Raw genomic sequence first — 22,505 nt, forward strand, 5'->3', positions numbered from 1 at the left:
CGGCGGGCCGCCGCGGTCTCAAAGAATCACTAGCACTGCGCGGGCTTGAGCCAGGAGCATTCGAGGTCGCCCGCCGCGCCCTGGTCCGTGGCGCGGAGCTGCACGGCGTCCGCGGTCGGGTTCGCGCGCGAGAACTGGGCGAGCCGGATGGCGATCTTGTCCTCGATGTCCTTGGGCGAGGACGACAGGTACTGGTTCAGCATGATCGAGAAGATCAGCGGCTCGCCCTCGGCGCTCGTGACGTACCCGGACAGCGACGTGACCCCGGTCAGCGAGCCCGTCTTGGCGTGGACGTTGTTCGCGGCCGGCGTGTTGCGCATCCGGCTGCGCAGGGTGCCGCCGACGAAGCGCTCGGCGTTGCCCGCGATGGGCAGCGACTCGTACCAGGTCTTGAACCACGGCTTGCTCCGCACGGCCGTCAGCAGCTGCACGATCGAGCCCGGCGAGAAGCCGTCGCGGCGCGACAGCCCGGAGCCGTCCCGCATGTTGATCACCTGCACCCCGTTGGCCTTGGCGAAGTCGGTGCTGACCTTGAGGCCGGCCGGCCACGTGCCCAGGTTCGCGACCTTGCGTCCCATGGCTTTGGTGAGGATCTCGGCGTGGATGTTGTTGCTCAGCTTCATGAACGGCACCAGCAGCTCGCCCAGCGTCATCGACTCGTGCTCGGCCAGCTCCGCGGCCCCGTCGGGGGCCGCGCCCGTGACGGTCGGCCCGAGCACCCTGACGCCGTGCTTGGCCAGCGCGCCGCGGAACAGCGAGGAGACGTACGCCGTGGCGTCGTCCACGGCCACCCACTCCTGGTACGGGTCCTTCACCGTGCCGGTGACCACGACGGTACGCGTGCCGTGCTGCCGCTCGATGAGCACATCGGTCTCGGAGCCCACGGTGGCCCTGTTGACGATCTTCAGGTAACCGGTCTCCGGCGTGGTGGACACCTTGGCCTTGTCACCGTCGGCCGCCACGGACACGATCACCGAGCCGGCGTCGTAGTCCCTGTCGGGGGAGGCGGTCAGCGCCGAGATGGGCGCCGCGTAGTAGGCGGTCTCGTCGCCCCACGACCAGTCGTTGCCGAGCCGCTGCGAGTCGAACCAGGTGTCGTCGGCCACCAGCCTGCCCGTGACGACCTTGACGCCCGCGGCGGCCACCTTGGCGGCCAGCGCGTCGTAGTCCTCGGCCAGCATGGTCGGGTCGCCGGTGCCGCGCAGCACCAGGTCGCCGGTCAGCACCGAGCCGACCTTGCGGCCGGCGCTCAGCACGGTGGTGGGGAAGCGGTGGTCGAGCCCGAGCGTCTCCGCGGCCGCGGCGGAGGTGAACAGCTTCGTGTTGGACGCGGGGGTGAGGAGCTTGCCGGCGTCCGTGGCGTACAGTTCCTCGCCGGTGGCCGCGCTCTTGACGACGACGCCTGCCCTCGCGATCGTGAGCCGGGAGTCGCTGAGGATCTTGTTGATGTCCTGGGTCAGGTCGGCCACGCCCGCGGAGGGCTCCAGGGCGACGGCAGTGGAGGAGGAGCTGGGCGCCCACGCGAGGGCCGCGACGAGCGCGCCCGCGACGAGGGATGCTGAGGTGCGCCGCATGGGGTCTCCAAGTGACTGGGGGATCGCATGAGAGCATGAATCACCCCAGCCCTGATGTAATCCGCAAATATCCGTATTTATCGGGCCTGCGGGGGCGCGACGTCAGAGGGAGGGCTGGCCCGAGGTCAGCAGGAAGCCGCAGTCGCCGAACGAGATCTCGTCGCCCGACCGCACCCGCGCGGGACCCACCAGCCGCCACCCGTTGAGCCGGGTGCCGTTGAGCGAGCCCAGGTCCACCAGCATCCACCCGCCGTCGCCCTCGCGCCGCAGCTCGGCGTGGACCCGGGACACCGTCAGATCCGACAGCACGAGGTCGCACGCCGACCCCCGCCCCACCACGTAACGCAGCCGGTCGTCATCGGGCAGCGCCAGCCGGGGCAGCCGGGGGCGCCGCCACGCGGACTGCAACCGGGTGGTGAACTCGGAGACCGAGGCGACGGCGTCGGTCAGCCGCTGCCGGAGCGAAGGCCGTCGCGGCAGGTCCGCGACCAGCTCGTCGAGCTCGTGCCGGTTCTGTGCGCGCAGCGCCTGGTCCACCCGGCCCACGAACGTGTCGTGCGAGATCCGGCCCTCCACGGCGCGGTATTTGAGCTCCTCGATCGCGCGGTCGCGTTCCCCGTCGGACGCGCGAAAGGGCGGATGCGTGGAACTCATGTAGCGAGTATCCGACTGAAGGATGCTCGCTGTCCAGAAAACGCGAATCAGTTGCCGAGGGCATACTCAGTATGCATACTCAGTATCTATGTCGATCAGACACGGACTGCTCGCGTTGCTGAGCAGCGGACCGCGTTACGGCTACCAGCTGAGGGTGGAGTTCGAGGCGTCCACGGGGGCGACCTGGCCGCTGAACATCGGCCAGGTCTACACGACGCTGTCCCGCCTTGAGCGCGATGGCCTGGTGGCGCCAGGGGGCGCCGACGAGCAGGGCCGCGCGGTCTACACGATCACCGAGGCCGGTCGGGAGGAGCTGGAGCGATGGTTCAGCACCCCCGTCGCCCAGACCGACCGGCCTCGGGACGAGCTGGCCATCAAGATCGCGATGGCGGTGGCCGGTGGCGTGGACGTGGCCGAGGTCATCCAGACCCAGCGCGTGGCCACCATGCGAGGACTGCAGGAGCTCATCAGGGCCAAGCGGGCCGCGACCGGCGGGATGGCCCAGCGGCTGGTCCTCGATTCGTTGATTTTCAAGGCCGAGGCGGAGCAGCGCTGGCTGGACCACTGCGAGGCCGTTTCCAAGGAGAAGACGTCATGACTGTGGTGAGTTTGCGGGACGTCACCCGCGAGCACGGCCAGGTGCACGCCCTGAAAGGGGTGAGCCTGGAGGTGTCGGCGGGGGAGCTGGTCGCGGTCATGGGCCCGTCGGGCTCGGGCAAGTCGACCCTGCTCAACGTGGCGGGCGGCCTCGACCGGCCCACCTCGGGGACCGTGACGATCGAGGGCCGGGACCTCACCACGGTGAAGGACCTGGCCAGGCTCAGGCGCGGCAGCGTCGGCTACGTCTTCCAGGACCTGAACCTGATCCCGTCCCTCACGGCCGCCGAGAACGTGATGCTGCCCAGGGAGCTCGACGGCGTACGGTCCGGGCGGGCACGTACGGAGGCGCTGGCCGTACTCGCCGAGGTGGGGGCCGGGGAGGTCGCCGACCGCTTCCCCGAGGAGCTGTCCGGCGGGCAGCGCCAGCGCGTGGCCATCGCCAGGGCGCTGGCAGGCGAGCGGCTGCTGCTGCTGGCCGACGAGCCGACCGGCGCGCTCGACACCGCCACCGGCGACGAGATCCTGCAGCTGCTGCGCACCCGCTGCGACGAGGGCGCCGCGGTGCTGCTCGTCACCCACGAGCCGCGCTACGCGGCCTGGGCCGACCGGGTGGTCTACCTGCGTGACGGCCTGATCGTGGAGTCGAACGCCGTGCGGCTGGAGAGCGCCAGATGAGCGCGTTCCGCGCCGCGCTGCGCATCTCCCGCAGGGACGCCCTGCGTTTCAAGGGCCGCACCGCGCTGATCATGGTGATGATCGGCCTCCCCGTCCTGGTCATCACGGCGGTCCTCACCGGCGGGGCCACCACAAGCATCACCCTGCGTGACAAGCTGGACTCGACGCTGGGGACGGCCGACGCCCGCATCGTCACACTCCCGTTCCGCACCCCCGTCGAGCAGCGCGCGGACGGAGAGGTGGCCAACCAGCCCCCCGCGCGGCGCTCCGAACGGCCGTGGACGCCCGCCGAGATCGGCACCCTGCTCCAGGGACGCATGCTCCGCTGGCAGTCCAACGTCGTCGAGGCCCGCTTCGCGGACGGCTACGACCAGGCCGACGTTTTCGAGGCCGACATGCGCGACCCGCTGACCCAGGGGATGCGCCGCCTGGTCGAGGGCAGGTTCGCCGCCGCGCCCGGCGAGGTGGCGGTGTCGCCCGAGATGATCGACAGGGGTGTCCGGATCGGCGACACGATCAAGGTGTGGCGGCCTGACCGTACCGTGCGCGTGGTGGGGGTCGTCGAGCACCCTAACCGGCCTGGCCTGCGCGAGATGGTCGCCCTGCCGGAAGGGCTGCTCCCGCACCAGAACGACGGCAACAGCAGCGGCTGGCTCATCGACACCGCCGCCCCGGTCCATTGGTCGGACGTGGAGAGACTCAACCAGGCGGGCCTGTCCGTCAGCTCCCGCGCCGTGATCGAGGGCTCCGACTTCGACGATTCCGGGCTGCCGGACCCGCACGGGTTGGTCCAGCTGGGCGTCGCCGTCGTGCTCATCGTGACGGAGACCGTCCTGCTCGCGGGGCCCGCCTTCGCCGTCGGGTTGCGGCGCAGGCGCAGGGAGCTCGCCGTGATCGCCGCGCAGGGCGGCTCGGGGCGCCAGCTCAAGGCGATCGTGCTGGCCGACGGCCTGGTGCTCGGCGGCGCGGCGGCCCTGCTCGGCGCCGCCCTCGGCATCGGTGCCGGGCTGCTGGTGGAGTCGTACGCGGCCCGCCGGCTGGACTGGATGCACGGCCCCGTGGACGTGCCGTGGGGGCAGGTGCTCGGCGTGGCCGTCCTGGGCGTGGTCAGCGGGCTGACCGCCGCCCTCGTGCCCGCGATCCAGGCGAGCCGGCAGAGTCCCGTGCAAGTGCTGGCCGGGCGCGCCGCAGTGGACACGCACGGTCGCGCGGGCCGGCCCGTCCTCGGAATCGTGCTGGTGGTGCTGGGGGTGGCCGCGGGCGTGTGGGCCGTGCGGAGGGACGCGCTGTCCGTCGTGGTGGCCGCGATGGTGGTCGGTTTCGGCCTGGTCGCGCTGATGCCGTGGCTGGTCCAGGCCACGGGGCGGCTCGCCGGGCGGCTGCCGCTCCCACTGCGCCTGTCCGTGCGCGACGCCTCGCGCCACCGGGTCCGTACGGCCTCCGCCAGCGCGGCCGTCATGGCGGCCACGGCGGTGGCGATCGCCATCGGCATCAGCGCGAACAGCTCCTTCATCCAGCAGGAGGCGGACCGAGCCTCATACTTGCCCCTGAACACCACGATGATCCAGGCCGCCCCCACCGCGGTGGACGATCAGGGGTGGGCCAAGGTGAAGGAGGCCGTCCAGGCGAAGCTGCCCGGAGTGAGCCTGGTCAGCGGGCTGCAGACGACCGACGCGCAGGGACGTCCCATGACCCTGAGCCTCTCTTGGCGGACCGACTGTACGCTGGACTGCCGGCAGCCCGGGGACCGCTTCTACCCCATGCCGGTCGGCGACGAACGGCTGCTCGCCTTCCTCCAGAAGCGCCGGGACCCGCAGGCCGCGGCGGCGCTGGCCGCCGGCAAGGCCGTGGCGTTCGGCCCCGACCTGGTGCGCGACGGCGTGGTCACGCTGGATGCGTACTACTGGGATGAGCCACGCAACCAGGAGATCAAGGAACTGCGCGTGCCCGCCGTGGCAGCGAGCGGTGCAGACCCCTCCCAGGTCGCCGTGGTCATCCCGGAGTCGGTGCTCAAGCAGGCAGGGCTCAAGGCGAAGGAGCGGATCCTGTACGCGGACCACGTCTTCCCCGACGAGCAACGCCTGACCACCGAGCTCAGGACCCTGGTCGGCGACCATGTCTTCGCCCACGTGCAGGAGAGCACCGAAAGGGACCGTTTCACGGCGCTGCTGATGTTGCTCGGGGCGGCGATGGTCCTGGTGTTCGGCGGCACGTTCGCGGCCACCGGTCTGGCCGCGGCCGATATGCGCCGCGACCTCGACACCCTTTCGGCCGTCGGCGGGGCGCCGCGGGTCCGCAGGCTCGTGGTGGCGGCCCAGGCCGCCTACATCGCCGGCCTCGGTGCCCTGGTGGGGCTCGTCGCGGGGGTCGCCAGCGGGGTCGCGGTGAACTGGCAGACGACTCGCTCGGGCTTCCTCGGCTCCGGCGACGTTGTCTACGATCTTCCACGGTCCACGACGATCGCCATTCCCTGGCTCTTCCTGGCCGGGGTCGTGGTGGGGCTGCCACTGCTGGCCGCGCTCGTCGCCGGGTTGTGCACGCGGACGCGGCTGGTGCTGGCGCGCAGGATGGCCTGAACCCAAGGCACAGCGAACGGGGCCCGGACTCCCGGGCCCCGTTTCGCCATGTTGAGCGTCAGTCGGTGACGCTGGCGCACACCACGTGCGCGCCGATCTCGATCATCCGGCGCTCGCTGCGCGCGTCCGCCACCCTGGCCATGAGGATCGGCGCCCCGGAGGCCGCGAACTGCGGCAGGCGGGCGCGGACCAGGCGGTGCAGGTCGCGTACGACGTCCTCGGCCGCCGACATGTGCACCTTCACGTGCAGCATGATCCCGGGTGCCCCGGACGCCGTACGCGCCTCGGAGATCCAGACGTGGTGCACGAGCGGGAAGTCCATGAGCAGCTGTCCGATGGCCTGCCGCAGCGCGGGCAGGATCGGATGGGTGCACCGCCGGTAGCCGGGGTCCACCTGCTGCATGGGCCCCGACAGGTGCGGCCGAGGCGCGGGCACCCACGGCAGCGTGGGCGCGTGCGGCGTCGGGGGCGCCGCCTGGGCCAGCGCGGCACCGCGTGACACGGTCGCCATCGCACCCGTCGCGTACGCGGCCGGCACCGCCCCTGACAGGACGGGCGTCGGCCCCGTGCGCGTCGAGGTGAGGAAGCGCTGGAGATCGTCGATGGGCACAGCCGCGGCGGCTGGTCCGGCCGCGTCGATCACGATCTCCCGCACGCCGGTGACGCGCTGGATGTCCAGGATGGTGTCGGCGTCGCACGCCGATAGGGAATGACTACCGCGGTGCCTGGCGTAGGTGGCGGCGCTGGTGTAACCGAGCAGAACCCGGTCACCGGCCTGCGTCGTCCCGAGGACGACTGAGCGATCTGGTCGCACCGCCACCAGGACTCCACCGTCGGCGACAGCGCTCAGCAGGCGATGCGGTGTGCCATGCTGTGCGAGCACGTCGGCAAGCGCAGGATTCCCGATGCTCATAAGACGAACCCTAGGTACTCGGCCACGGCTTATCAGGCTAATGGCGAATAAATCTCCCGATCAAGACAAAGATGTATGCGGAGTGGATGAGTTTGTCGCCTGAGGGGTAGGGCCAGGGCCGTCTCAGATGGTGGGGTGCCTCGTGAACTCGTTCACAAGCGACGGATAGACTCTGTGGGACAGCCGGGGGACCCGTGTCCCCCCAAGCCCGCCGTGCCGTTAAGGATCCACACCAGTGAACAAGCCCGTCGTTCTGGTCGCAGAAGAGCTGTCCGAGGCTGGCCTCGCCGTACTCGGGGCTGATTTCGAGGTCCGCCACACCGACGGCGCCGACCGTTCCCAGCTGCTGCCCGCTCTCGCCGACGTGGACGCCCTGATCGTCCGCTCCGCCACGCAGGTCGACGCCGAGGCCATCGCCGCCGCGCCCAAGCTGCGCGTGGTCGCCCGCGCCGGGGTCGGTCTCGACAACGTCGACGTCGAAGCCGCCACCAAGGCCGGTGTCATGGTCGTCAACGCGCCGACCTCCAACATCACCAGCGCCGCCGAGCAGACCGTCGCCCTCATCCTGGCCAGCGCGCGCAACACGGCCCAGGCCCACGCCGCGCTGAAGAACGGGGAGTGGAAGCGGTCGAAGTACACGGGTGTCGAGCTCGACGAGAAGGTCATCGGCATCCTGGGCCTGGGCAAGATCGGCCAGCTGGTGGCCCAGCGGCTCCAGCCGTTCGGCGTCGAGCTGATCGCCTACGACCCCTACCTGCCGCAGGCCCGCGCCGCGCAGATGGGCGTCAAGCTGCTCAGCCTGGAAGAGGTGCTCAAGCAGGCCGACTTCATCACCGTCCACCTGCCCAAGTCCAAGGAGACCCTCGGTCTCATCGGTGACAGGGAGCTGCACCAGGTCAAGCCGTCGGTGCGCATCATCAACGTCGCCCGCGGCGGCATCGTGGACGAGGGCGCGCTCTACTCGGCGATCAAGGAGGGGCGCGTCGCGGGAGCGGGTCTCGACGTGTTCGCCAAGGAGCCGTGCACCGACAGCCCGCTGTTCGAGCTCGACCAGGTCGTCGTCACGCCGCACCTCGGCGCCTCCACGCACGAGGCCCAGGAGAAGGCCGGCACCCAGGTCGCGCGGAGCGTGAAGCTGGCGCTCGCGGGCGAGTTCGTGCCGGACGCCGTCAACGTCCAGGGCGGCGTGGTGGCCGAGGACGTCAAGCCGGGCCTGCCGCTGGCCGAGAAGCTCGGCCGCGTGTTCACCGCGCTGGCCGGCGAGGTCGCCACCAAGCTCGACGTCGAGGTGCGCGGCGAGATCGCCTCCGAGGACGTGCGGGTGATCGAGCTGGCCGCGCTCAAGGGCGTGTTCACCGACGTGATCGAGGAGCAGGTCACGTACGTCAACGCGCCGCTGCTGGCCAAGGACCGCGGTCTCACCGTGGAGCTGGTGACCAGCTCGGAGAGCCCCGACTGGCGCAACGTGGTGACCGTGCGCGGCCTGCTCGGCGACGGCCGCCAGGTCTCGGTCTCCGGCACGCTCTCCGGCCCCCGCCAGATCACGAAGATCGTCGAGGTCAACGGCTACGAGATGGAGATCGAGCCGACGTCCCACCTGGCGTTCTTCACCTACACCGACCGTCCCGGCATCGTCGGCGTGGTCGGCCGCCTCCTCGGCGAGCACAGCGTCAACATCGCCTCGATGCAGGTGGCCCGCTCCACCAAGGGCGGCAAGGCGCTCATCGCGCTGACCGTCGACTCGGCGATCCCGGCCGACGTGATCGACCAGATCGTGAGCGAGATCGGCGCTGAGAGCGGCCGCTCGGTGGACCTGGAGGACTGACCGCCCTTTCTGGCCCTGAGGCCGCCACCCGGATCGTTCCGGGTGGCGGCCTTTTGCGTCTCAGCATGCGAGATAGTAGGACATCCAACGAGATTGCTGAGGTACTGTTGCAGGAAATGCGCCAGGTGCTCGTACTTATTACCTGCCGCGGCGGGGCCTGTTAGGGCAGGTCGACGACTCGCCGCGGTGAGTGGCGTTGTGTCGGCCAGTAAGTCCCGTTCGCCCGGTCCGTGACCCGGACCCTGCGAGAGCAGGCCCGGTCGGATTCGCGACCGGGGTCCGACGTCCCCCCTGGAACGCTCGCGAAATGAGATGAGTCACATGTACGAGATGTATGCCTGGAACCGTTCGGAAGAGCACGAGGACGAGGCCGCGGAGGCCGTGCAGACCGCCCTGGACCGCCGGGACAACGGCGGGGCTCCTCAGAACTCGAGCCGGTAGAACACCGCCGACCGCTTCACCCCCGGTATCGCCCCGGCGACCCAGGCGGAGATCCGGTGCGGCGGCGACAGGCGGTCGAACCCGTCGATGTCGAACGCGCTCACCGCGCTCACACAGCGCAGCCTCGGATGGATCGACACCAGCTCGCCGGGGCCGTCGATGCCCCAGTGGAGCGTGGCCCTGGCCTTCCGCACGGGCCTGTTGAGCTTCTGTAGCCGGACGCCGAGCCTGCTCATGGCGTCGAAGACGACCTGCCCGCCGGGGAAGCGGTCCACGATCGCCCGCAGCAGTGCCCGGCCGTCGTGCGGGTCGAGGTAGTAGACCAGACCTTCGGCGACGACCAGCGCGGGAGCGCCGTCCGGGACCTGCTCCAGCCACTTCAGGTCGGTGACCGACGAGCCGATCACGCGGTGGCCCGGCCGCTCGGGGAACAGCCGGCCGCGCAGCTCGACGACCTCGGGGTAGTCCACGTCGTACCAGCGGACGGTGGGCGGCGGCGCCAGCCGGTAGAAGCGGGTGTCGAGGCCGCAGCCCAGGTGGAGCACGGTGGCCTCGGGGTGCGTGGCGAGGTACGCGGCGGCCCACCGGTCGATGAAGCGGTCCCTGAGCGCGACGGCGGCGGCCAGGGCGGGGCTCATGCCGGTCTTGCGGAAGTCGAAGTCGATCCGGCCGACCGCTTCGAGGGCCATGTCGTCGCCGAGAATCGGGTGCCGGGATCTCGCGTCGAGCGCGCGTCCGTACAGGGTGGCGAGGAGCGTCGCTTTCTCCTCGGTGAGTTGCACCTTTTCTGGCGCCATGCCACTACGCTAACGCCGCGCGCGGGTCCGCGGCGCCCATCATGCCGCCGCCCCGCGCAGGGGCGACGGCCGATGACGACAGCGCCACGGCCACGCCGCCGGCGTGCCTCCTACACGGTCGCCTTGAGCGTGGCGGGCGCCGGGGCGCTGCGCTGCTCTTTCAGCTCGGCCCAGAGGCGCACACCCTTGGGGTCGGGGCGGATGGCGCCCACGAAGGAGTTCCTGCGCCAGGCGTTCAGGCGCTCCTCCTTGACCACGTCACCCGTGCGCGGCGCGTGGACCATGTGGCCGGGGCGGGAGATCATCCCGACGTGCCCGAGGTTGTGGAAGAAGACCAGATCGCCGGGCTTGAGGTCCTTCCAGGCGATCTTCTTGTCGAACGCGGCGTACTGTTCGCGCGCGGTGCGGGGTAGCTCGATCCCCCCGTGCTGGTACGCCCTGAGCATGAGCCCGGAGCAGTCGTATCCGCTCGGGCTGGCGCCGCCCCACACGTACGGGGTGCCGCGCTTGCTCATGGCGAAATTGAGGGCGATCTTCCAGGCGGGCTTCGGCGCCTGCTGTTGCCGGATGCGTTTGATGTCCGCGCCGGTCAGGGTGGTGGGGTCGGTCAGAGTGGTGGGGTCGTCCTCGGGGGCGGCCTGGGCGGGGGTCGCCTGGGCGGGGGTGGCCAGAATGAGCCCGACGGCGCCCGCCGCCAGGGCAATGGCAATGCGAGACAGGGGTCTGTCCTTCCATACGGCCGGCCGGGTTAGCTGACGGGCTCGGGCCTGGAAGTAGCCCTACGGCATGGGGGTGCCGATTCGCCCCAGGGGGAAAGTGGGTCCCCGGCTCCACGCAACCGCTGCGTGGATTAGGCTCGACGGACTCTAACGAAACGGTCAAAGGATCGCAATAGGGGCAAAACGGACGTCCGGGAAATGAGAACGGATGTCCGATAGATGAGATGGAGTGTTCGTCAGTCGAGACGACGCGGTAAGGTACGGCTCATGGAGTCGCGCAACATCCGTCTGGCAGTCATCCCCGGCGATGGCATCGGCACCGAGGTCGTGGCCGAGGGCCTCAAGGTTCTGGAGGCAGTGGGCACGAAGATCGAGCCCACGCATTATGACCTTGGCGCCGCACGCTATCACCGCACCGGCGAGACCCTGCCCGACGCGGTGCTGGAGGAGCTGCGCGGCTACGACGCGATCCTGCTCGGCGCCGTGGGCGACCCCAGCGTCCCGCCGGGCATCCTCGAGCGCGACCTGCTGCTCAGGCTGCGCTTCGAGTTCGACCACTACGTCAACCTGCGCCCGGTCAAGCTGTTCCCCGGCGTGGAGACCCCGCTGGCCGACACTCCCGCCGAAGACATCGACATGATCGTCGTCCGTGAGGGCACCGAGGGCCTCTACGCGGGCACCGGCGGCGTCATGCGGCGAGGCACGCCGCACGAGATCGCCACCCAGGAGTCGCTCAACACCGCCCACGGCGTCGAGCGCGTCGTGCGCTACGCCTTCGAGAAGGCCAAGTCACGCCCCCGCAAGAAGCTGACGCTCGTCCACAAGACAAACGTGCTCACCTACGCCGGCGACCTGTGGCAGCGCACGGTCAACCGCGTGGCGGAGGAGTTCCCCGAGGTCACGACCGACTACTGCCACATCGACGCGGCCTCGATGTTCTTCGTGAGCCAGCCCGAGAGGTTCGACGTGGTCGTCACCGACAACCTGTTCGGTGACATCATCACCGACCTCGGCGCGGCCATCGCCGGCGGCATCGGCCTGGCGGCCAGCGGCAACATCAACCCCGAGCGGACCGCCCCCAGCATGTTCGAGCCGGTGCACGGCAGCGCGCCCGACATCGCCGGTCAGGGCAAGGCCGACCCGACCGCGACCATCCTGTCCGTCGCCATGCTCCTCGACCACCTCGGGCTGCACGCCGAGGCGGCCAAGGTCGAGCAGGCGGTCGCCGACGACATCCTCGAGCGGCTGACCGGCTGGGCCGGCCGCACCACTCACGAGATCGGTGACGACATCACCGCGCGAGTATCCGGCTAGGGACCGCCTAGCCCCGCAAGCGCCTGGTGGTCCGCAGAGGACCGCCGGGCGCTTTTTCGCGTCCAAACGGCCTAACCATCCCATCGGCCGCTTGCCATCCCATATAGCGAGACAATAAGAAGTACGGGGCTGCTTGCGAGCAGTGCCACCCGCCACCGCCTATCCGCAGTGTTCTGTAGATTTGGGCAGATTTCGCAGAGAGAAGGACCTCCGTCATGACCATCGCTCAGAAGCTCAGCTTCGACGTGCAGCTATCCGACCACGCTCGCACCGCGGCCGAGCGGGAGCAGGTACTGGCGAACCCCGGTTTCGGGCAGATCTTCACGGATCACATGATCTCGATCGACTACACCGAAGGGCAGGGCTGGCACGACGCCAAGCTCATGCCGTACGGCCCGCTGTCGCTTGACCCGGCCACGTCGGTCTTCCACTATGCGCAGGAGCTGTTCGAGGGGCTCAAGGCGTATCGCCAGGTCAACGGCTCGATCGTGACGTTCCGCCCGTACGCGAACGCCGCCCGTTTCAACCGCTCGGCCGTCCGGATGGCCATGCCGGAGCTGCCCGAGGAGGCGTTCGTGGAGTCGCTCGAGCTCCTCGTCGAGACCGACAAGGAGTGGGTGCCCACGACCGAGGGCCACAGCCTCTACCTGCGCCCCTTCATGATCGCCACTCAGGCGGGGCTGGGCGTGAACTACCCGTCGAAGTCGTACAAGTACATGGTCATCGCCTCCCCGGCGGCCTCGTACTTCACGGGTGGCATCAAGCCGGTCTCGGTGTGGCTGTCCACCGAGTACACCCGTGCCGCCCCCGGCGGCACGGGCTTCGCCAAGTGCGGCGGGAACTACGCGGCCGCCTTCGTGGCACAGCGGCAGGCGGTGGCGAACGGCTGCGACCAGGTGGTGTGGCTGGACGCCCACGAGCACAAGTACGTCGAGGAGATGGGCGGGATGAACCTGTTCTTCGTCTTCGGCGACAAGCTCGTCACCCCCGCCCTGACCGGCACCCTGCTGCCCGGCATCACCAGGGACTCGATCCTGGAGCTGGCCGGCGACCTGGGCCTGGAGACCGAGGAGCGCCTCATCTCGGTCGACGAGTGGCAGGCGGGGTGCGAGTCCGGTGAGCTCACCGAGGTGTTCGCATGCGGCACGGCGGCCGTGGTGACGCCGGTGGGTTCGGTGAGGGGCACCGACCGCTCCTGGACGATCGGGGACGGGACGCCTGGTCCCGTGACGATGCGGGTGCGCGAGGACCTCGTGGGCATCCAGTACGGCGCCCGCCCCGACCCGCACAACTGGATCCACAAGATCGCCTAGCCCGGAGCGGCCGGGTCTCCCGGGACCCGGCCACTCCGGTGACGATGTCGGCCCCGCGAACCGGCGGCTAGTTCTTCCTGATCAAGGTCATCCCGTCCGCCACGGGCAGCATGAGCACGGTCACCCGCGGATCCTCGATCACCAGGTCGTTGAACTGCCTGATCTCCACGGTCGTCGCCTCGTTGTGCGCCGGGTCCGCCACGTACCCCCTGCGCAGCGTGTTGTCCGCCACGATCAGCCCGCCGGGCCGCAGGCGCTCCATGAGCAGCTCGTAGTAGCCGGGGTAGTTGCCCTTGTCGGCGTCGAGGAACGCCAGGTCGATGGGCTGGTCGAAGGCGGCCAGCGTCTCCAGCGCGGGCCCGAGCGTCAGCGTCACCCGGTCGGCCACCCCGGCCTCCTGCCAGTAGCGGCGGGCGATGGACGTCCACTCCTCGCTCACGTCGAAGCAGTGCAGCCGCCCGCCGGACAACCCCCTGGCGATGCACACGGACGAATAGCCGGTGAAGGTCCCGACCTCGACGGCCACCTGGGGTGCCACGAGCTGGGTGATCATGGTGAGGAAGACGCCCTGATCGGGGGAGATCTGCATCTCTGCGGCGTTCCCCGTGGCTTCGGCCGTCTCCTTCGCCAGCTCCTCCAGCAGGGGGTCGGGCGAGGAGGAGTGGGCGAAGACGTACTGTGCGACGGCGGGGTCGAGAAGATATGCCTTCATGTAGCCATTCTTCCGGTATCGGGTAGGGTCTGCGCGATCAATGAGGTGAGAGTGGGCTGATGATGAAGCGGTTGCTGGCGGTGGCGCTCGCGTGCGTGGCCATCGCCGTACTCGGGGTGCTGGCGTTCTCGAAGCCGGGCGAGTCGTCCGACGGGGTGCGGCTGGCCCGGCAGGTGGACGGCTCCATGGTCCTGGCCGACCGTTCGGGCGAGGCTCCCGTGCTCGACCTGTACGAGGACTTCGACTGTCCCGTCTGCAAGGAACTGCACACCAGAGTAGACGCCACCATCAGGAAGCTGGCCATGGAAGGCAAGGTCAAGGTCGTCTTCCACCCCGTGACGATCTTCAAGGACGAGCCCATGCGCTCGAACTCCATCCGCGCCGCCGCTGCCGCCCGCTGCGTCCCCGAGGACAGCTGGCTCGCCTTCAGGGACGAGCTGTACGCCATGCAGCCCGCGCCGCACGGCGAGGCGTCCGGCTTCGCCGTCGAGGACCTGGTCAAGGCGGCCAGACAGGCGGGGGCCTCGGTGGACGAATGCGTCAGGTCGCAGTCGTACGCGAAGGCTCATGTGGAGGAGAGCGCGAAGGTGCGGCTCGAGGGCACGCCGACGGTGGTGCTCGACGGGCGGACGCTGGGCAACGAGGCGTTCGACGCGGCGGCGCTGGAGCGCGTCATCACCGGGGGAGACGGCGTCACGGTGTAGCGGACTGTCCCAGGAGGTGAGATCGGTGTGCCAGATGGTGAATCCATATGGCAGACTGGACGGCACCATGTTCTACGGTCTGCTCATTATCGGCAGGCGCGCTGGCTGACAAGGGACACCGCCAGCGCGCAGACCTCTCACGTCCGTGAGGGGTCTTTTTGCTTTCCAGAGAATTTTTGAGAGAAGAGAGACTCATGGCCGACGACCGCTTCCACGTATACGACACGACGCTGCGTGACGGCGCTCAGCAGGAGGGGCTCAACCTCACCGTCGCCGACAAGCTCGCCGTCGCGCGCCACTTGGACGGCCTGGGCGTCGGCTTCATCGAGGGGGGCTGGCCGGGCGCCAACCCCAAGGACACAGAGTTCTTCAGGCGCGCTCGAACAGAGCTCGACCTGAAGCACGCGCAACTCGCCGCGTTCGGCGCGACCCGCCGGGCCGGTGTGCAGGCAGCCGACGACCCATTGGTGGCCGCATTGCGCGAATCCGGCGCGCCGGTCGTGACCCTTGTCGCCAAGAGCCACGACCGGCACGTGGAGCTCGCCCTCCGTACGACTCTCCAGGAGAACCTCGCGATGATCCGCGACACGGTCTCTCACCTTCGTGCGGAGGGCCAGCGAGTCTTCCTCGACGCCGAGCACTTCTTCGACGGCTACAAGTCCAACCCAGCGTACGCGCTCGAGGTTCTCAGGACCGCCGCCGAGGCCGGGGCCGACGTCATCGCCCTGTGCGACACGAACGGCGGCATGCTCCCCGACGAGCTGGCCGAAATCGTCCACGAGGCCGTGCAGACCAGCGCCAGGGTCGGCATCCACTGCCACGACGACACCGGCTGTGCGGTCGCCAACACCCTGGCCGCCGTCAAGGCGGGCGCGACGCACGTACAGGGCTGCGCGAACGGCTACGGCGAGCGCTCCGGCAACGCCAACCTCTTCACGGTCGTGGCGAACCTCCAGCTCAAGCGCGGCTTCGACCTCGTGCCCGCGGACGCCATGGCCGACATGACCCGCATCGCGCACGCGATCACCGAGGTCACGAACGTCACCCCCAACTCCCACGCCCCGTACGTCGGCATGTCCGCCTTCGCCCACAAGGCCGGCCTGCACGCCAGCGCCATCAAGGTCGACCCCAACCTCTACCAGCACATCGACCCGGCCGCGGTCGGCAACGACATGCGCATGCTCGTCTCCGACATGGCCGGCCGGGCCTCGGTGGAGCTCAAGGGCCGCGAGCTCGGCTACGAACTGACCCCGGAGAACACGAAGAGCCTGGTGGCCCGGGTCAAGGACCTGGAGGCGCGGGGCTTCACCTTCGAGGCCGCGGACGCCTCGTTCGAGCTGCTGCTGCGCGACACCGTACACGGGGAGCGCAAGCGCCACTTCGAGGTCGAGTCGTGGCGGGTCATCGTGGAGCGCACGAAGGGCGGCGAACTGGTCAGCGAGGCCACCGTCAAGCTCCACGCCAAGGGCGAGCGCATCGTCGCGACGGGCGAGGGCAACGGCCCCGTCAACGCCCTCGACAAGGCGGTACGTCTGGCGCTCGAGAAGCTCTACCCCGAGCTGGCGAAGCTGGAGCTGGTGGACTACAAGGTCCGCATCCTGGAGGGCACCCACGGCACGGGCGCCATAACCCGCGTCCTCATCACGTCCAGCGACGACACGGCCGAGTGGGCCACGGTCGGGGTGGCGGAGAACATCATCGACGCGTCGTGGCAGGCACTCGAGCAGGCGGTAACGTACGGCCTCCTCCGCGCCGGCCACAAACCCGCCTAAGGGAGTGTACGGGCGGGCGAGGGAACAGTCTGGTCCTCCGCAATGGGGGTGTGCTCCGCTCGACGAGAGCTCCGGGCAGTGCCTCCCAGGGGACCCCAGCACCCCCGAGCCGCACCGTACGGCCGTGATGGGCGGCGGGCACCTCTGCTGATCGCGTGAATCATCCACGACCGGACCGCGTCCGGGCTATGGTTGCAAATTCACGATCATGGAGGAAGCACTATGAAGCAGACCATAGCCCTGCGGATCGGCCGGTCGGCGCTCGTGGCGGCGCTGGCCGGAGGCGTCGTGCTGGCGGGCGTCGCGCCCGCCGCGAACGCCGCTGCCACCACCCAGAAGAGGACGTTGGGGCCGTTCGGGTACGGCGGCATCAAGCTCGGGATGACCGAGGCGAAGGCCAGGGCGACCGGCCTGATCGTCCGCAAGACGATCAACGTCCCCACCAAGTGCTCCGCCTATGACCTGAAGGAGCGGCGGTACAGCGGCAACCGGGCGGGGTTGTACATCTCGAAGAAGCAGGGCGTGGTCACGATCTCCGCGCCCGGCCGCAGCGTCAGAACGCCGCAGGGCATCGGCATAGGCTCCACTCCCGCGCAGTTGAAGGCCGCCTACCCCAACCTGAAGCAGAATGATCCGCTGTACGGCACCGTCGCCACCGTGCCGGGCAACCCCAAAGCGTCCTACGTCTTCCTCGTGTCGAAGAACATGGTCCTCGGTGTGACTCTGGTCCTGACCGCTCAGACCTGCCTGGGATAGCGGACCGTCACGTGAACTCGTCCGTCTGACCTGCCCTGCCATGGACGGACGAGCTCGGCCCTCTTCCTGCTGACGCCGAGACCGCCCGAGCCCAGACGGGTTCGGCTCTTTCACAAGGATGGTGATCAGACCCACGATAACGTGGCGAACATGAGCGTGTTGGTAGCCGAGGCGTCGCGCATCGGCGTCGCAGAACTCCTCATCATCCTTGTCGTGCTGGCCCTCGTCGTCGGCGGCGTCACGGCACTCATCATCGTCATTGTCAGAGCCACCCGACCGAGCCGGCCGATGCACCCCATGGCACCACCGCCCAACGGCTTCGCATCCGGGCAGGCGCCGCCGCAGCCCCCGTTCGCCGCACCTCCCGCCTCCCAGCCTCGGCAATCCCAGGACGATCTCGCCACTCGGGTACGGCGTCTCAAGCAGGAGGGGCGCACCGACCAGGCCATCCACCTCGTCATCGGTGAGACCGGCATGGGACACGGCGAAGCGACACAGTTCGTCAACACCCTTTGACGTCCCTGTCGACCCGGCGACCACCTCCAAGATCCCCGCGTTCGGCAGGGTCGCCGCCGCCGCACACCCCGGCGACACCCTCACGGTGTCGCAACTCCGCTCGAGCCTGGCAGCTGCCGACAGCTGACCGACGGGCAAGGCACGTGGAGCGCCCGGTGCCTGGAGACGCGCACACCGGGCCGGGATCGCATCGACGTATCAGGGCGAAAGGCGCTGAGCGCCATGCACCGGCGCGGTCTGGTGTTGCGAGATCGCTCCGTAGGACCTCCCAGCAAGGTCGAGCATTCGGCTATTCGCGGGGCAGCGTGCGGGCGAAGTGGGCCGCCGCGGCGTCCACCGCCGTCGTGACCTGCGGTTCCTGGTCATAGAAGGCGAACTGGTCGCCCTCGGTCCAGACGAACTCCTTGGGCCCGGCCAGCGCGGCGTGGAAGCGCCGCGCCCCGTCCGGGATGGCGGCGTCCTCGCTGTGGACGAGCAGGACGGGTTGGGTGAGGCGGGCGGCAAGGGAGATCGAGTCGTAGTCGAGCCAGCCCGGCCATGCCATCACCGCGAAGCGGTTGGGCCACTGCGGGAGGCCGCCGCGGTCGGGGTTGAGGTAGAAGTCGATGTCGAACGGCATGGCGGCGCGAGGGTCGGAGCCGCTGACCACCGGCACGTACTCGACCTCGCCGGTCGCCTCGTACTTCGCGCGTGCCCCTGCGGCCTCGGCGAGCTTGCCCGCGACGCCCTCCTCGCCGCCGTACACCTCCCGGCAGATCTCGGGGTCGTGCAGCCAGGGCGCGACGAGCGCCAGCGACCGGATGCGGGGATCGTCGACCGCGTTCCCGCTCATGTACATCGCGGCCGCGCAGACGCCGAGGGCGCCGAGCCGGGCGGCGTTCACTGCAGGATGTTCGGCGAGGAAGGTGACCGCGTGGTTGATGTCGCGGACCTTCCGTTCCGGCACCTCGTAGTCGCGAGGCTCGCCCTCGGATTCGCCATAGCCGGTGAAGTCGAAGGACAGGGCGGCGAACCCGCGGTCGGCGAGCCGTTCGGCGTACCGGTCGGCCATCAGCTCCTTGACGCTCGTCCAGGTGCCCGCCACCACGATGCCCGGCACCGGACCGGGGCCGTCGGGCAGAAACAGGTTCCCGGTCAGCGCCACGTCGCCGGCGGAGAACTTCACCTTCTGCACGGTGGTCATGAACGTTGGCTCCTTCGATCAGTTCGCATAGGTCAGTTCGGCTTTGGTGATGGACGAGCCGTCGACGGTGAAGGCGTAGTAGGCATCGAAGCCTCCCTGGCCGCCGGGGGCGAAGCGCACCAGGAGGCGCTGGTGACCGGGCCGGTTCTCGGCGACCTTGATGACGGTCAGGCTGCCGCCGATGACCTCGGCCCGGGCCCAGTCGCGGATCGCGGCGCGACCCTTGAAACGCCGCCCGACGTCAATGAGCTCCGCGTCGGCGGCGAACGCTCCCGCCAGCGCGTCGAGATTTCGGCCGTTGACCGCGGTGACGTAGGTGCGCACCGGCGCGAGCAGCCCGTCCGCCCCTTCCTGGGGGGTGTCGGCGCAGGCGGCAGGCGTCTTCGCGGGGTCCTCAGCGGACAGCTCCCGCGCGACGGCCTTGATGTTCTCCTGCACGATGGTCGGAAGGTCCGCCACCGGTGGATAGCCGGGGTAGACGCGGTCCAGCTCGGCAATGATCGACTTCTGCTCGCCGGGGCCGACCGTCCTGCCCTCGGGCGAGTCCGGGGCGACGGCCGGCCGGACCAGACCGCGGAACACCTGGAGATACCGGCGCTGCTCGTCGATCAACGCGCGGGCCGGGCCTGCGGCACCGTGTCCCGGGTACATCGTCCTGGCCCCGGAGAAGCGCGCACCGAGCTGATCGAGGATCTGGAGCCAGCCACAGCTGGTCCCCTCGATCAGCGCGGGCGTGACCTTACCGGTCGCCAGGTCACCGGAGAAGAGGTCGCCGGTGTCGGGACGGTAGTAGACGTTCGCGGTGTCGGACTCGCCGTGGGCGAACGTGGCGGTCTCGAAGCGGAGGCCGCCGACCTGCAACGGTGCGCCGTCCTCGAAGGTCCGGTCGGCGTAGGTGAGCTTGGCGGGGAAGTCCGCGTTCGCCGAACGGGCCAGCGGATAGAAGCCCCGATCGTCCTCCCGCATCGTCTTGTCGGTCGCCTTGGACGCGTAGATGGGGGCCTTGGGGAATGCCTCGTGGAAGGCGCCCGCCCCGCCCACATGGTCGGGATGGGAGTGGGTGAGCAGGATGGCGGCGACCGGCTTGCCGGTCTTCTTGATCTCCGCCACCGCCTTCCGGGCATCAGTCGGCGTGCGCGGGGTGTCGATGAGAACCAGGCCCTCCGGTGCCTGGATCCAATAGGTGTTGACCGAACCCGGGTTGGACGAGGCGAAGCGTCCCGGCTCCACCTTTTGCGTCGGCGCCGCCGCGGGCTTGTCGTCCTTTTGCGCGGGCGGCGCCGCGGGCTTGTCGTCGTTCGAACAGCCCGCCACCGACGCGATCGCGCATGCGGCGGCGGAGCTTGCGGCGAGAAGGCGCCGCAATCTCTGGTTCATCTAGAGCCTTCGTGGAGTTGGGATGCGAGGGGGGTTCAGCGGAAGTCGTCCGCGTGGGCCTGTGCCCACTGCTCGAAGGTGCGGGGCTCGCGGCCGGTGACCTCGCGGACGGTCGGGCGGACGATCGACTCGTCGAGCGAGCCGTTCACGTAGAAGTCGAAGAACGCGTCCACGTACTCGACGGGCATGGTGGCGAGCAGGTCGGTGCGCGCCTCCTCGTTCGTCAGGCCCACGAACTCCAGATCGCGGCCGAGGACCTTGGCCAGCACGGCGACCTGGTCGGCGGGCGGCATCGCGACCGGACCGGTCGGCCGGAGGATCTCGCCTCGGTACTCGTCCGACAGCAGCGCGCGGGCGGCGACGGCCCCGACGTCGTACGGGTCGACGCTCGCCGTGCGGACGTCCGGGAACGGGACCCGCACCCGATCGCCGGACCGGAGCTGCGGCAGCCAGCGCAGGGCATTGGACATGAACGCGCTCGGCCGCAGGAACGTCCACGGCAGCCCGGACTCCCGCACGGCGGACTCGGACCCGGCCATGAAACGGGTCACCGCGTTGGTCATGTCGCCGCTCCCGGCCGAGCCGCCGGACAGCAGCACGACCTGTTCCACTCCCGCACGCCGGGCCTCGGCCACCAGGCCAGGCATGTCCTCGTATCCGGGGAGCAGGAACACCGCGCGGGCCCCGCCCAGCGCGCCGGTCATGCTCTCCGGCCGGTTGAGGTCGCCCGTCACCGCCTCGACGCCGTCCGGCAGCGGTATGGTGTCCGGCTTCCGCACCAGCGCCCGGACGGGTTCACCGGCTGCGGCCAGGGCCCGGACCACTTCGGAGCCGACGTTGCCTGTCGCACCCGTCACCAAGATCATTTCATTTCCTTCACAGAGCGTTTACCAGGGCAGGGGACGGCCGTCGCGGAAGAACCCGCCGGTCGGGCCGTCGTCGGGCAGTGTGGCCGCCCAGACGATGCCGGCCGCGCCCTCGAGGACGGGACGGCCGCCCGGGCCTCCCATGTCCGTCGCGACCCAGCCCGGGCAGATCGCGTTCACGAGGACGCCGTCACCGCGAAGCTCCGCCGCCAGCATGCGGGTCAGGGCGTTGAGGGCCACCTTGGTGGTGCCGTACGCCGGGGTGCCGCCGCCCATGTTGGTCAGCGAGGCCGCCTCGCTGGACACGTTGACGATCCGGGGATGCGCGCTCTCGCGCAGGAGCGGCAGCAACTCCTGGATCAGCCGCCAGGGACCGTACAGGTTTGTCTCGGCGGTCTCGCGGACGACGTCCAGGTCGGCGGACACGCCGCTCTGCCAGGTGTCGTAGGTGATGGCGGCATTGTTGACCAGAACGTCCAGCCGCCCATACCGCTCGGCGACAGCGGCCGCCCCCGCGATGTCCGCCTCGGAGGTGACGTCGAGCCGCAGCGGGACGACGTCACCTTCGAGTTCCCTGGCCGCGATCTCGGCCGCCTCCGGCGATCGGGCGGTGAGGAGGACGGTGTGGCCGAGTGCCGCCAGCTGGCGGCAGACCTCCCGGCCGATCCCCCGGTTGCCGCCGGTCACGAGGGCGATCATCCGTTTCCCGCCGCCAGGGACATCAGGTTCCGGTTGCCGTCGGCCCAAGTGGCGGTCATCACCACAGCGGCGATCTTCCACGCCCTGTCCGACCGGACCAGGTCGAAGCGGTAGGTGCCGCCCAGCGTCCACAGCGGCGAGCCGAACGGATCGGCGAGGCGGTGCGTGGCCTGGAACGACGCCGTGCAGAGCGCGGTGTCGCCGTCGACGGTAACCAGGTGGTTCGTGATCAGGTGCTGCGTGGCGTCGAACGCGCCGAGCAGGCCCGACCATGCCTCTACGATCTGCGCCGGCGTCAGCACGGCAGGCTCGCCGCCGTTCAGGCTGGTGTAGTCCAGGGTCACCGAGTCCGCGAACACCTCGCCCAGGCGGTCCCATTCGCGCTGGTCGGCGTGCCATGCCAGGCGGGTGCAGGTTTCGATGATCGCCAGGCGATCCTCCGTGGTGCTCATGCCGGCAATCGTGGCGTCGACCTTCCTCGCACGTCCAATATCTGCTGTAATAGCCGACGGCTATGGA

The 22,505-nt window shown here is 69.7% G+C and carries 21 protein-coding genes and 1 riboswitch; of the genes, 10 read left to right on the top strand and 11 right to left on the bottom strand.

Translation table 11 applies throughout. The features are described from left to right. Positions 1–29: 29 nt before the first annotated feature. Positions 30–1,574, bottom strand: a complete 1,545-nt coding sequence (gene dacB / locus ABN273_RS22090; protein ID WP_349450840.1) for a D-alanyl-D-alanine carboxypeptidase/D-alanyl-D-alanine endopeptidase — start codon at positions 1,572–1,574, stop codon at positions 30–32. A 102-nt stretch (positions 1,575–1,676) separates the two neighbouring features. Beyond that, positions 1,677–2,228 (bottom strand): FHA domain-containing protein, encoded by a 552-nt coding sequence (locus tag ABN273_RS22095; protein WP_349450841.1) that lies wholly within the window; start codon positions 2,226–2,228, stop codon positions 1,677–1,679. An 88-nt stretch (positions 2,229–2,316) separates the two neighbouring features. On the opposite strand from ABN273_RS22095, the gene ABN273_RS22100 reads away from it, so the two are divergent. From ABN273_RS22100 to ABN273_RS22110, 3 genes are read left to right on the top strand one after another with little or no spacing between them, the layout of a single operon-like run. Continuing rightward, positions 2,317–2,826 (top strand): PadR family transcriptional regulator, encoded by a 510-nt coding sequence (locus ABN273_RS22100; RefSeq protein WP_349450842.1) that lies wholly within the window; start codon positions 2,317–2,319, stop codon positions 2,824–2,826. Next, positions 2,823–3,503 carry an ABC transporter ATP-binding protein gene (locus tag ABN273_RS22105; RefSeq protein ID WP_349450843.1) on the top strand — a complete coding sequence of 227 codons (681 nt, stop codon included), beginning with the start codon at positions 2,823–2,825 and terminating at the stop codon, positions 3,501–3,503. Before ABN273_RS22100 ends, ABN273_RS22105 begins: the two co-directional genes overlap by 4 nt. Beyond that, the gene (locus tag ABN273_RS22110) at positions 3,500–6,079 is read left to right on the top strand and encodes an FtsX-like permease family protein (RefSeq protein ID WP_349450844.1); all 2,580 of its coding nucleotides are present in this window, start codon (positions 3,500–3,502) and stop codon (positions 6,077–6,079) included. The genes ABN273_RS22105 and ABN273_RS22110 overlap by 4 nt, the downstream gene beginning before the upstream one ends. 58 nt (positions 6,080–6,137) lie before the next feature. On the opposite strand, the gene ABN273_RS22115 is transcribed toward ABN273_RS22110, so the two are convergent. After that, on the bottom strand, positions 6,138–6,992 hold the full coding sequence (locus tag ABN273_RS22115; RefSeq protein ID WP_349450845.1) for a hypothetical protein: 855 nt from the start codon (positions 6,990–6,992) through the stop codon (positions 6,138–6,140). A 235-nt stretch (positions 6,993–7,227) separates the two neighbouring features. Here ABN273_RS22115 and serA point away from each other — a divergent pair, with 235 nt between their 5' ends. After that, positions 7,228–8,817 carry a phosphoglycerate dehydrogenase gene (gene serA, locus ABN273_RS22120; RefSeq protein ID WP_349450846.1) on the top strand — a complete coding sequence of 530 codons (1,590 nt, stop codon included), beginning with the start codon at positions 7,228–7,230 and terminating at the stop codon, positions 8,815–8,817. A 422-nt stretch (positions 8,818–9,239) separates the two neighbouring features. On the opposite strand, the gene ABN273_RS22125 is transcribed toward serA, so the two are convergent. Both ABN273_RS22125 and ABN273_RS22130 read right to left on the bottom strand, forming a co-directional pair. Then, positions 9,240–10,055 (bottom strand): class I SAM-dependent methyltransferase, encoded by an 816-nt coding sequence (locus ABN273_RS22125; RefSeq protein ID WP_349450847.1) that lies wholly within the window; start codon positions 10,053–10,055, stop codon positions 9,240–9,242. A 110-nt stretch (positions 10,056–10,165) separates the two neighbouring features. Continuing rightward, complete coding sequence (locus tag ABN273_RS22130) at positions 10,166–10,570, bottom strand: C40 family peptidase (RefSeq protein ID WP_349450848.1); 405 nt, start codon at positions 10,568–10,570, stop codon at positions 10,166–10,168. A 207-nt stretch (positions 10,571–10,777) separates the two neighbouring features. Continuing rightward, positions 10,778–10,922: riboswitch (cyclic di-AMP (ydaO/yuaA leader) on the bottom strand. 119 nt (positions 10,923–11,041) lie between these two features. On the opposite strand from ABN273_RS22130, the gene ABN273_RS22135 reads away from it, so the two are divergent. Together ABN273_RS22135 and ABN273_RS22140 are read left to right on the top strand one after the other, a co-directional pair. Further along, on the top strand, positions 11,042–12,088 hold the full coding sequence (locus ABN273_RS22135) for a 3-isopropylmalate dehydrogenase (protein ID WP_349450849.1): 1,047 nt from the start codon (positions 11,042–11,044) through the stop codon (positions 12,086–12,088). Between the two features lie 215 nt (positions 12,089–12,303). Beyond that, complete coding sequence (locus ABN273_RS22140) at positions 12,304–13,401, top strand: branched-chain amino acid aminotransferase (protein ID WP_349450850.1); 1,098 nt, start codon at positions 12,304–12,306, stop codon at positions 13,399–13,401. A 67-nt stretch (positions 13,402–13,468) separates the two neighbouring features. Here the strand turns inward: ABN273_RS22140 and ABN273_RS22145 are convergent, their stop codons facing one another. Continuing rightward, positions 13,469–14,113, bottom strand: coding sequence for an O-methyltransferase (locus ABN273_RS22145; protein WP_349450851.1), 645 nt, complete (start codon positions 14,111–14,113; stop codon positions 13,469–13,471). A 59-nt stretch (positions 14,114–14,172) separates the two neighbouring features. On the opposite strand from ABN273_RS22145, the gene ABN273_RS22150 reads away from it, so the two are divergent. The 4 genes from ABN273_RS22150 (at position 14,173) to ABN273_RS22165 (ending at position 17,861) form a co-directional block, all read left to right on the top strand. Further along, entirely contained in the window at positions 14,173–14,817 is a 645-nt protein-coding gene (locus ABN273_RS22150; protein WP_349450852.1) for a DsbA family protein, read from the top strand. Between the two features lie 194 nt (positions 14,818–15,011). After that, entirely contained in the window at positions 15,012–16,589 is a 1,578-nt protein-coding gene (gene cimA / locus ABN273_RS22155) for a citramalate synthase (RefSeq protein ID WP_349450853.1), read from the top strand. A 222-nt stretch (positions 16,590–16,811) separates the two neighbouring features. Then, positions 16,812–17,345, top strand: a complete 534-nt coding sequence (locus ABN273_RS22160) for a hypothetical protein (protein WP_349450854.1) — start codon at positions 16,812–16,814, stop codon at positions 17,343–17,345. A 150-nt stretch (positions 17,346–17,495) separates the two neighbouring features. Further along, the gene (locus ABN273_RS22165) at positions 17,496–17,861 is read left to right on the top strand and encodes a hypothetical protein (protein ID WP_349450855.1); all 366 of its coding nucleotides are present in this window, start codon (positions 17,496–17,498) and stop codon (positions 17,859–17,861) included. A 289-nt stretch (positions 17,862–18,150) separates the two neighbouring features. Here ABN273_RS22165 and ABN273_RS22170 read toward each other — a convergent pair whose 3' ends face one another. The 5 genes from ABN273_RS22170 to ABN273_RS22190 are packed head-to-tail and all read right to left on the bottom strand — an operon-like array spanning position 18,151 to position 22,438. Continuing rightward, positions 18,151–19,044, bottom strand: a complete 894-nt coding sequence (locus ABN273_RS22170) for an alpha/beta hydrolase (RefSeq protein ID WP_349450857.1) — start codon at positions 19,042–19,044, stop codon at positions 18,151–18,153. A gap of 18 nt (positions 19,045–19,062) precedes the next feature. Next, a complete protein-coding gene (locus tag ABN273_RS22175; RefSeq protein WP_349450858.1) occupies positions 19,063–20,421 on the bottom strand; it encodes an MBL fold metallo-hydrolase in 1,359 nt (452 codons plus the stop codon). A 35-nt stretch (positions 20,422–20,456) separates the two neighbouring features. After that, on the bottom strand, positions 20,457–21,287 hold the full coding sequence (locus ABN273_RS22180; protein WP_349450859.1) for an NAD(P)H-binding protein: 831 nt from the start codon (positions 21,285–21,287) through the stop codon (positions 20,457–20,459). 21 nt (positions 21,288–21,308) lie between these two features. Next, positions 21,309–21,986 carry an SDR family oxidoreductase gene (locus ABN273_RS22185; RefSeq protein ID WP_349450860.1) on the bottom strand — a complete coding sequence of 226 codons (678 nt, stop codon included), beginning with the start codon at positions 21,984–21,986 and terminating at the stop codon, positions 21,309–21,311. Beyond that, positions 21,983–22,438, bottom strand: coding sequence for a nuclear transport factor 2 family protein (locus tag ABN273_RS22190; RefSeq protein ID WP_349450861.1), 456 nt, complete (start codon positions 22,436–22,438; stop codon positions 21,983–21,985). Before ABN273_RS22190 ends, ABN273_RS22185 begins: the two co-directional genes overlap by 4 nt. Between the last annotated feature and the right edge of the window lie 67 nt (positions 22,439–22,505).

This window comes from Nonomuraea sp. B19D2 (assembly GCF_040137845.1).
Taxonomy (GTDB): Bacteria; Actinomycetota; Actinomycetes; order Streptosporangiales; family Streptosporangiaceae; genus Nonomuraea.

Bases quoted from the DNA above. Each gene is read 5' to 3' on its own strand.
- dacB (WP_349450840.1), bottom strand. From the start codon at position 1,574: ATGCGGCGCACCTCAGCATCCCTCGTCGCGGGCGCGCTCGTCGCGGCC.
- ABN273_RS22095 (WP_349450841.1), bottom strand. From the start codon at position 2,228: ATGAGTTCCACGCATCCGCCCTTTCGCGCGTCCGACGGGGAACGCGAC.
- ABN273_RS22100 (WP_349450842.1), top strand. From the start codon at position 2,317: ATGTCGATCAGACACGGACTGCTCGCGTTGCTGAGCAGCGGACCGCGT.
- ABN273_RS22105 (WP_349450843.1), top strand. From the start codon at position 2,823: ATGACTGTGGTGAGTTTGCGGGACGTCACCCGCGAGCACGGCCAGGTG.
- ABN273_RS22110 (WP_349450844.1), top strand. From the start codon at position 3,500: ATGAGCGCGTTCCGCGCCGCGCTGCGCATCTCCCGCAGGGACGCCCTG.
- ABN273_RS22115 (WP_349450845.1), bottom strand. From the start codon at position 6,992: ATGAGCATCGGGAATCCTGCGCTTGCCGACGTGCTCGCACAGCATGGC.
- ABN273_RS22125 (WP_349450847.1), bottom strand. From the start codon at position 10,055: ATGGCGCCAGAAAAGGTGCAACTCACCGAGGAGAAAGCGACGCTCCTC.
- ABN273_RS22130 (WP_349450848.1), bottom strand. From the start codon at position 10,570: ATGAGCAAGCGCGGCACCCCGTACGTGTGGGGCGGCGCCAGCCCGAGC.
- ABN273_RS22135 (WP_349450849.1), top strand. From the start codon at position 11,042: ATGGAGTCGCGCAACATCCGTCTGGCAGTCATCCCCGGCGATGGCATC.
- ABN273_RS22140 (WP_349450850.1), top strand. From the start codon at position 12,304: ATGACCATCGCTCAGAAGCTCAGCTTCGACGTGCAGCTATCCGACCAC.
- ABN273_RS22145 (WP_349450851.1), bottom strand. From the start codon at position 14,113: ATGAAGGCATATCTTCTCGACCCCGCCGTCGCACAGTACGTCTTCGCC.
- ABN273_RS22150 (WP_349450852.1), top strand. From the start codon at position 14,173: ATGATGAAGCGGTTGCTGGCGGTGGCGCTCGCGTGCGTGGCCATCGCC.
- cimA (WP_349450853.1), top strand. From the start codon at position 15,012: ATGGCCGACGACCGCTTCCACGTATACGACACGACGCTGCGTGACGGC.
- ABN273_RS22160 (WP_349450854.1), top strand. From the start codon at position 16,812: ATGAAGCAGACCATAGCCCTGCGGATCGGCCGGTCGGCGCTCGTGGCG.
- ABN273_RS22165 (WP_349450855.1), top strand. From the start codon at position 17,496: ATGAGCGTGTTGGTAGCCGAGGCGTCGCGCATCGGCGTCGCAGAACTC.
- ABN273_RS22170 (WP_349450857.1), bottom strand. From the start codon at position 19,044: ATGACCACCGTGCAGAAGGTGAAGTTCTCCGCCGGCGACGTGGCGCTG.
- ABN273_RS22175 (WP_349450858.1), bottom strand. From the start codon at position 20,421: ATGAACCAGAGATTGCGGCGCCTTCTCGCCGCAAGCTCCGCCGCCGCA.
- ABN273_RS22180 (WP_349450859.1), bottom strand. From the start codon at position 21,287: ATGATCTTGGTGACGGGTGCGACAGGCAACGTCGGCTCCGAAGTGGTC.
- ABN273_RS22185 (WP_349450860.1), bottom strand. From the start codon at position 21,986: ATGATCGCCCTCGTGACCGGCGGCAACCGGGGGATCGGCCGGGAGGTC.
- ABN273_RS22190 (WP_349450861.1), bottom strand. From the start codon at position 22,438: ATGAGCACCACGGAGGATCGCCTGGCGATCATCGAAACCTGCACCCGC.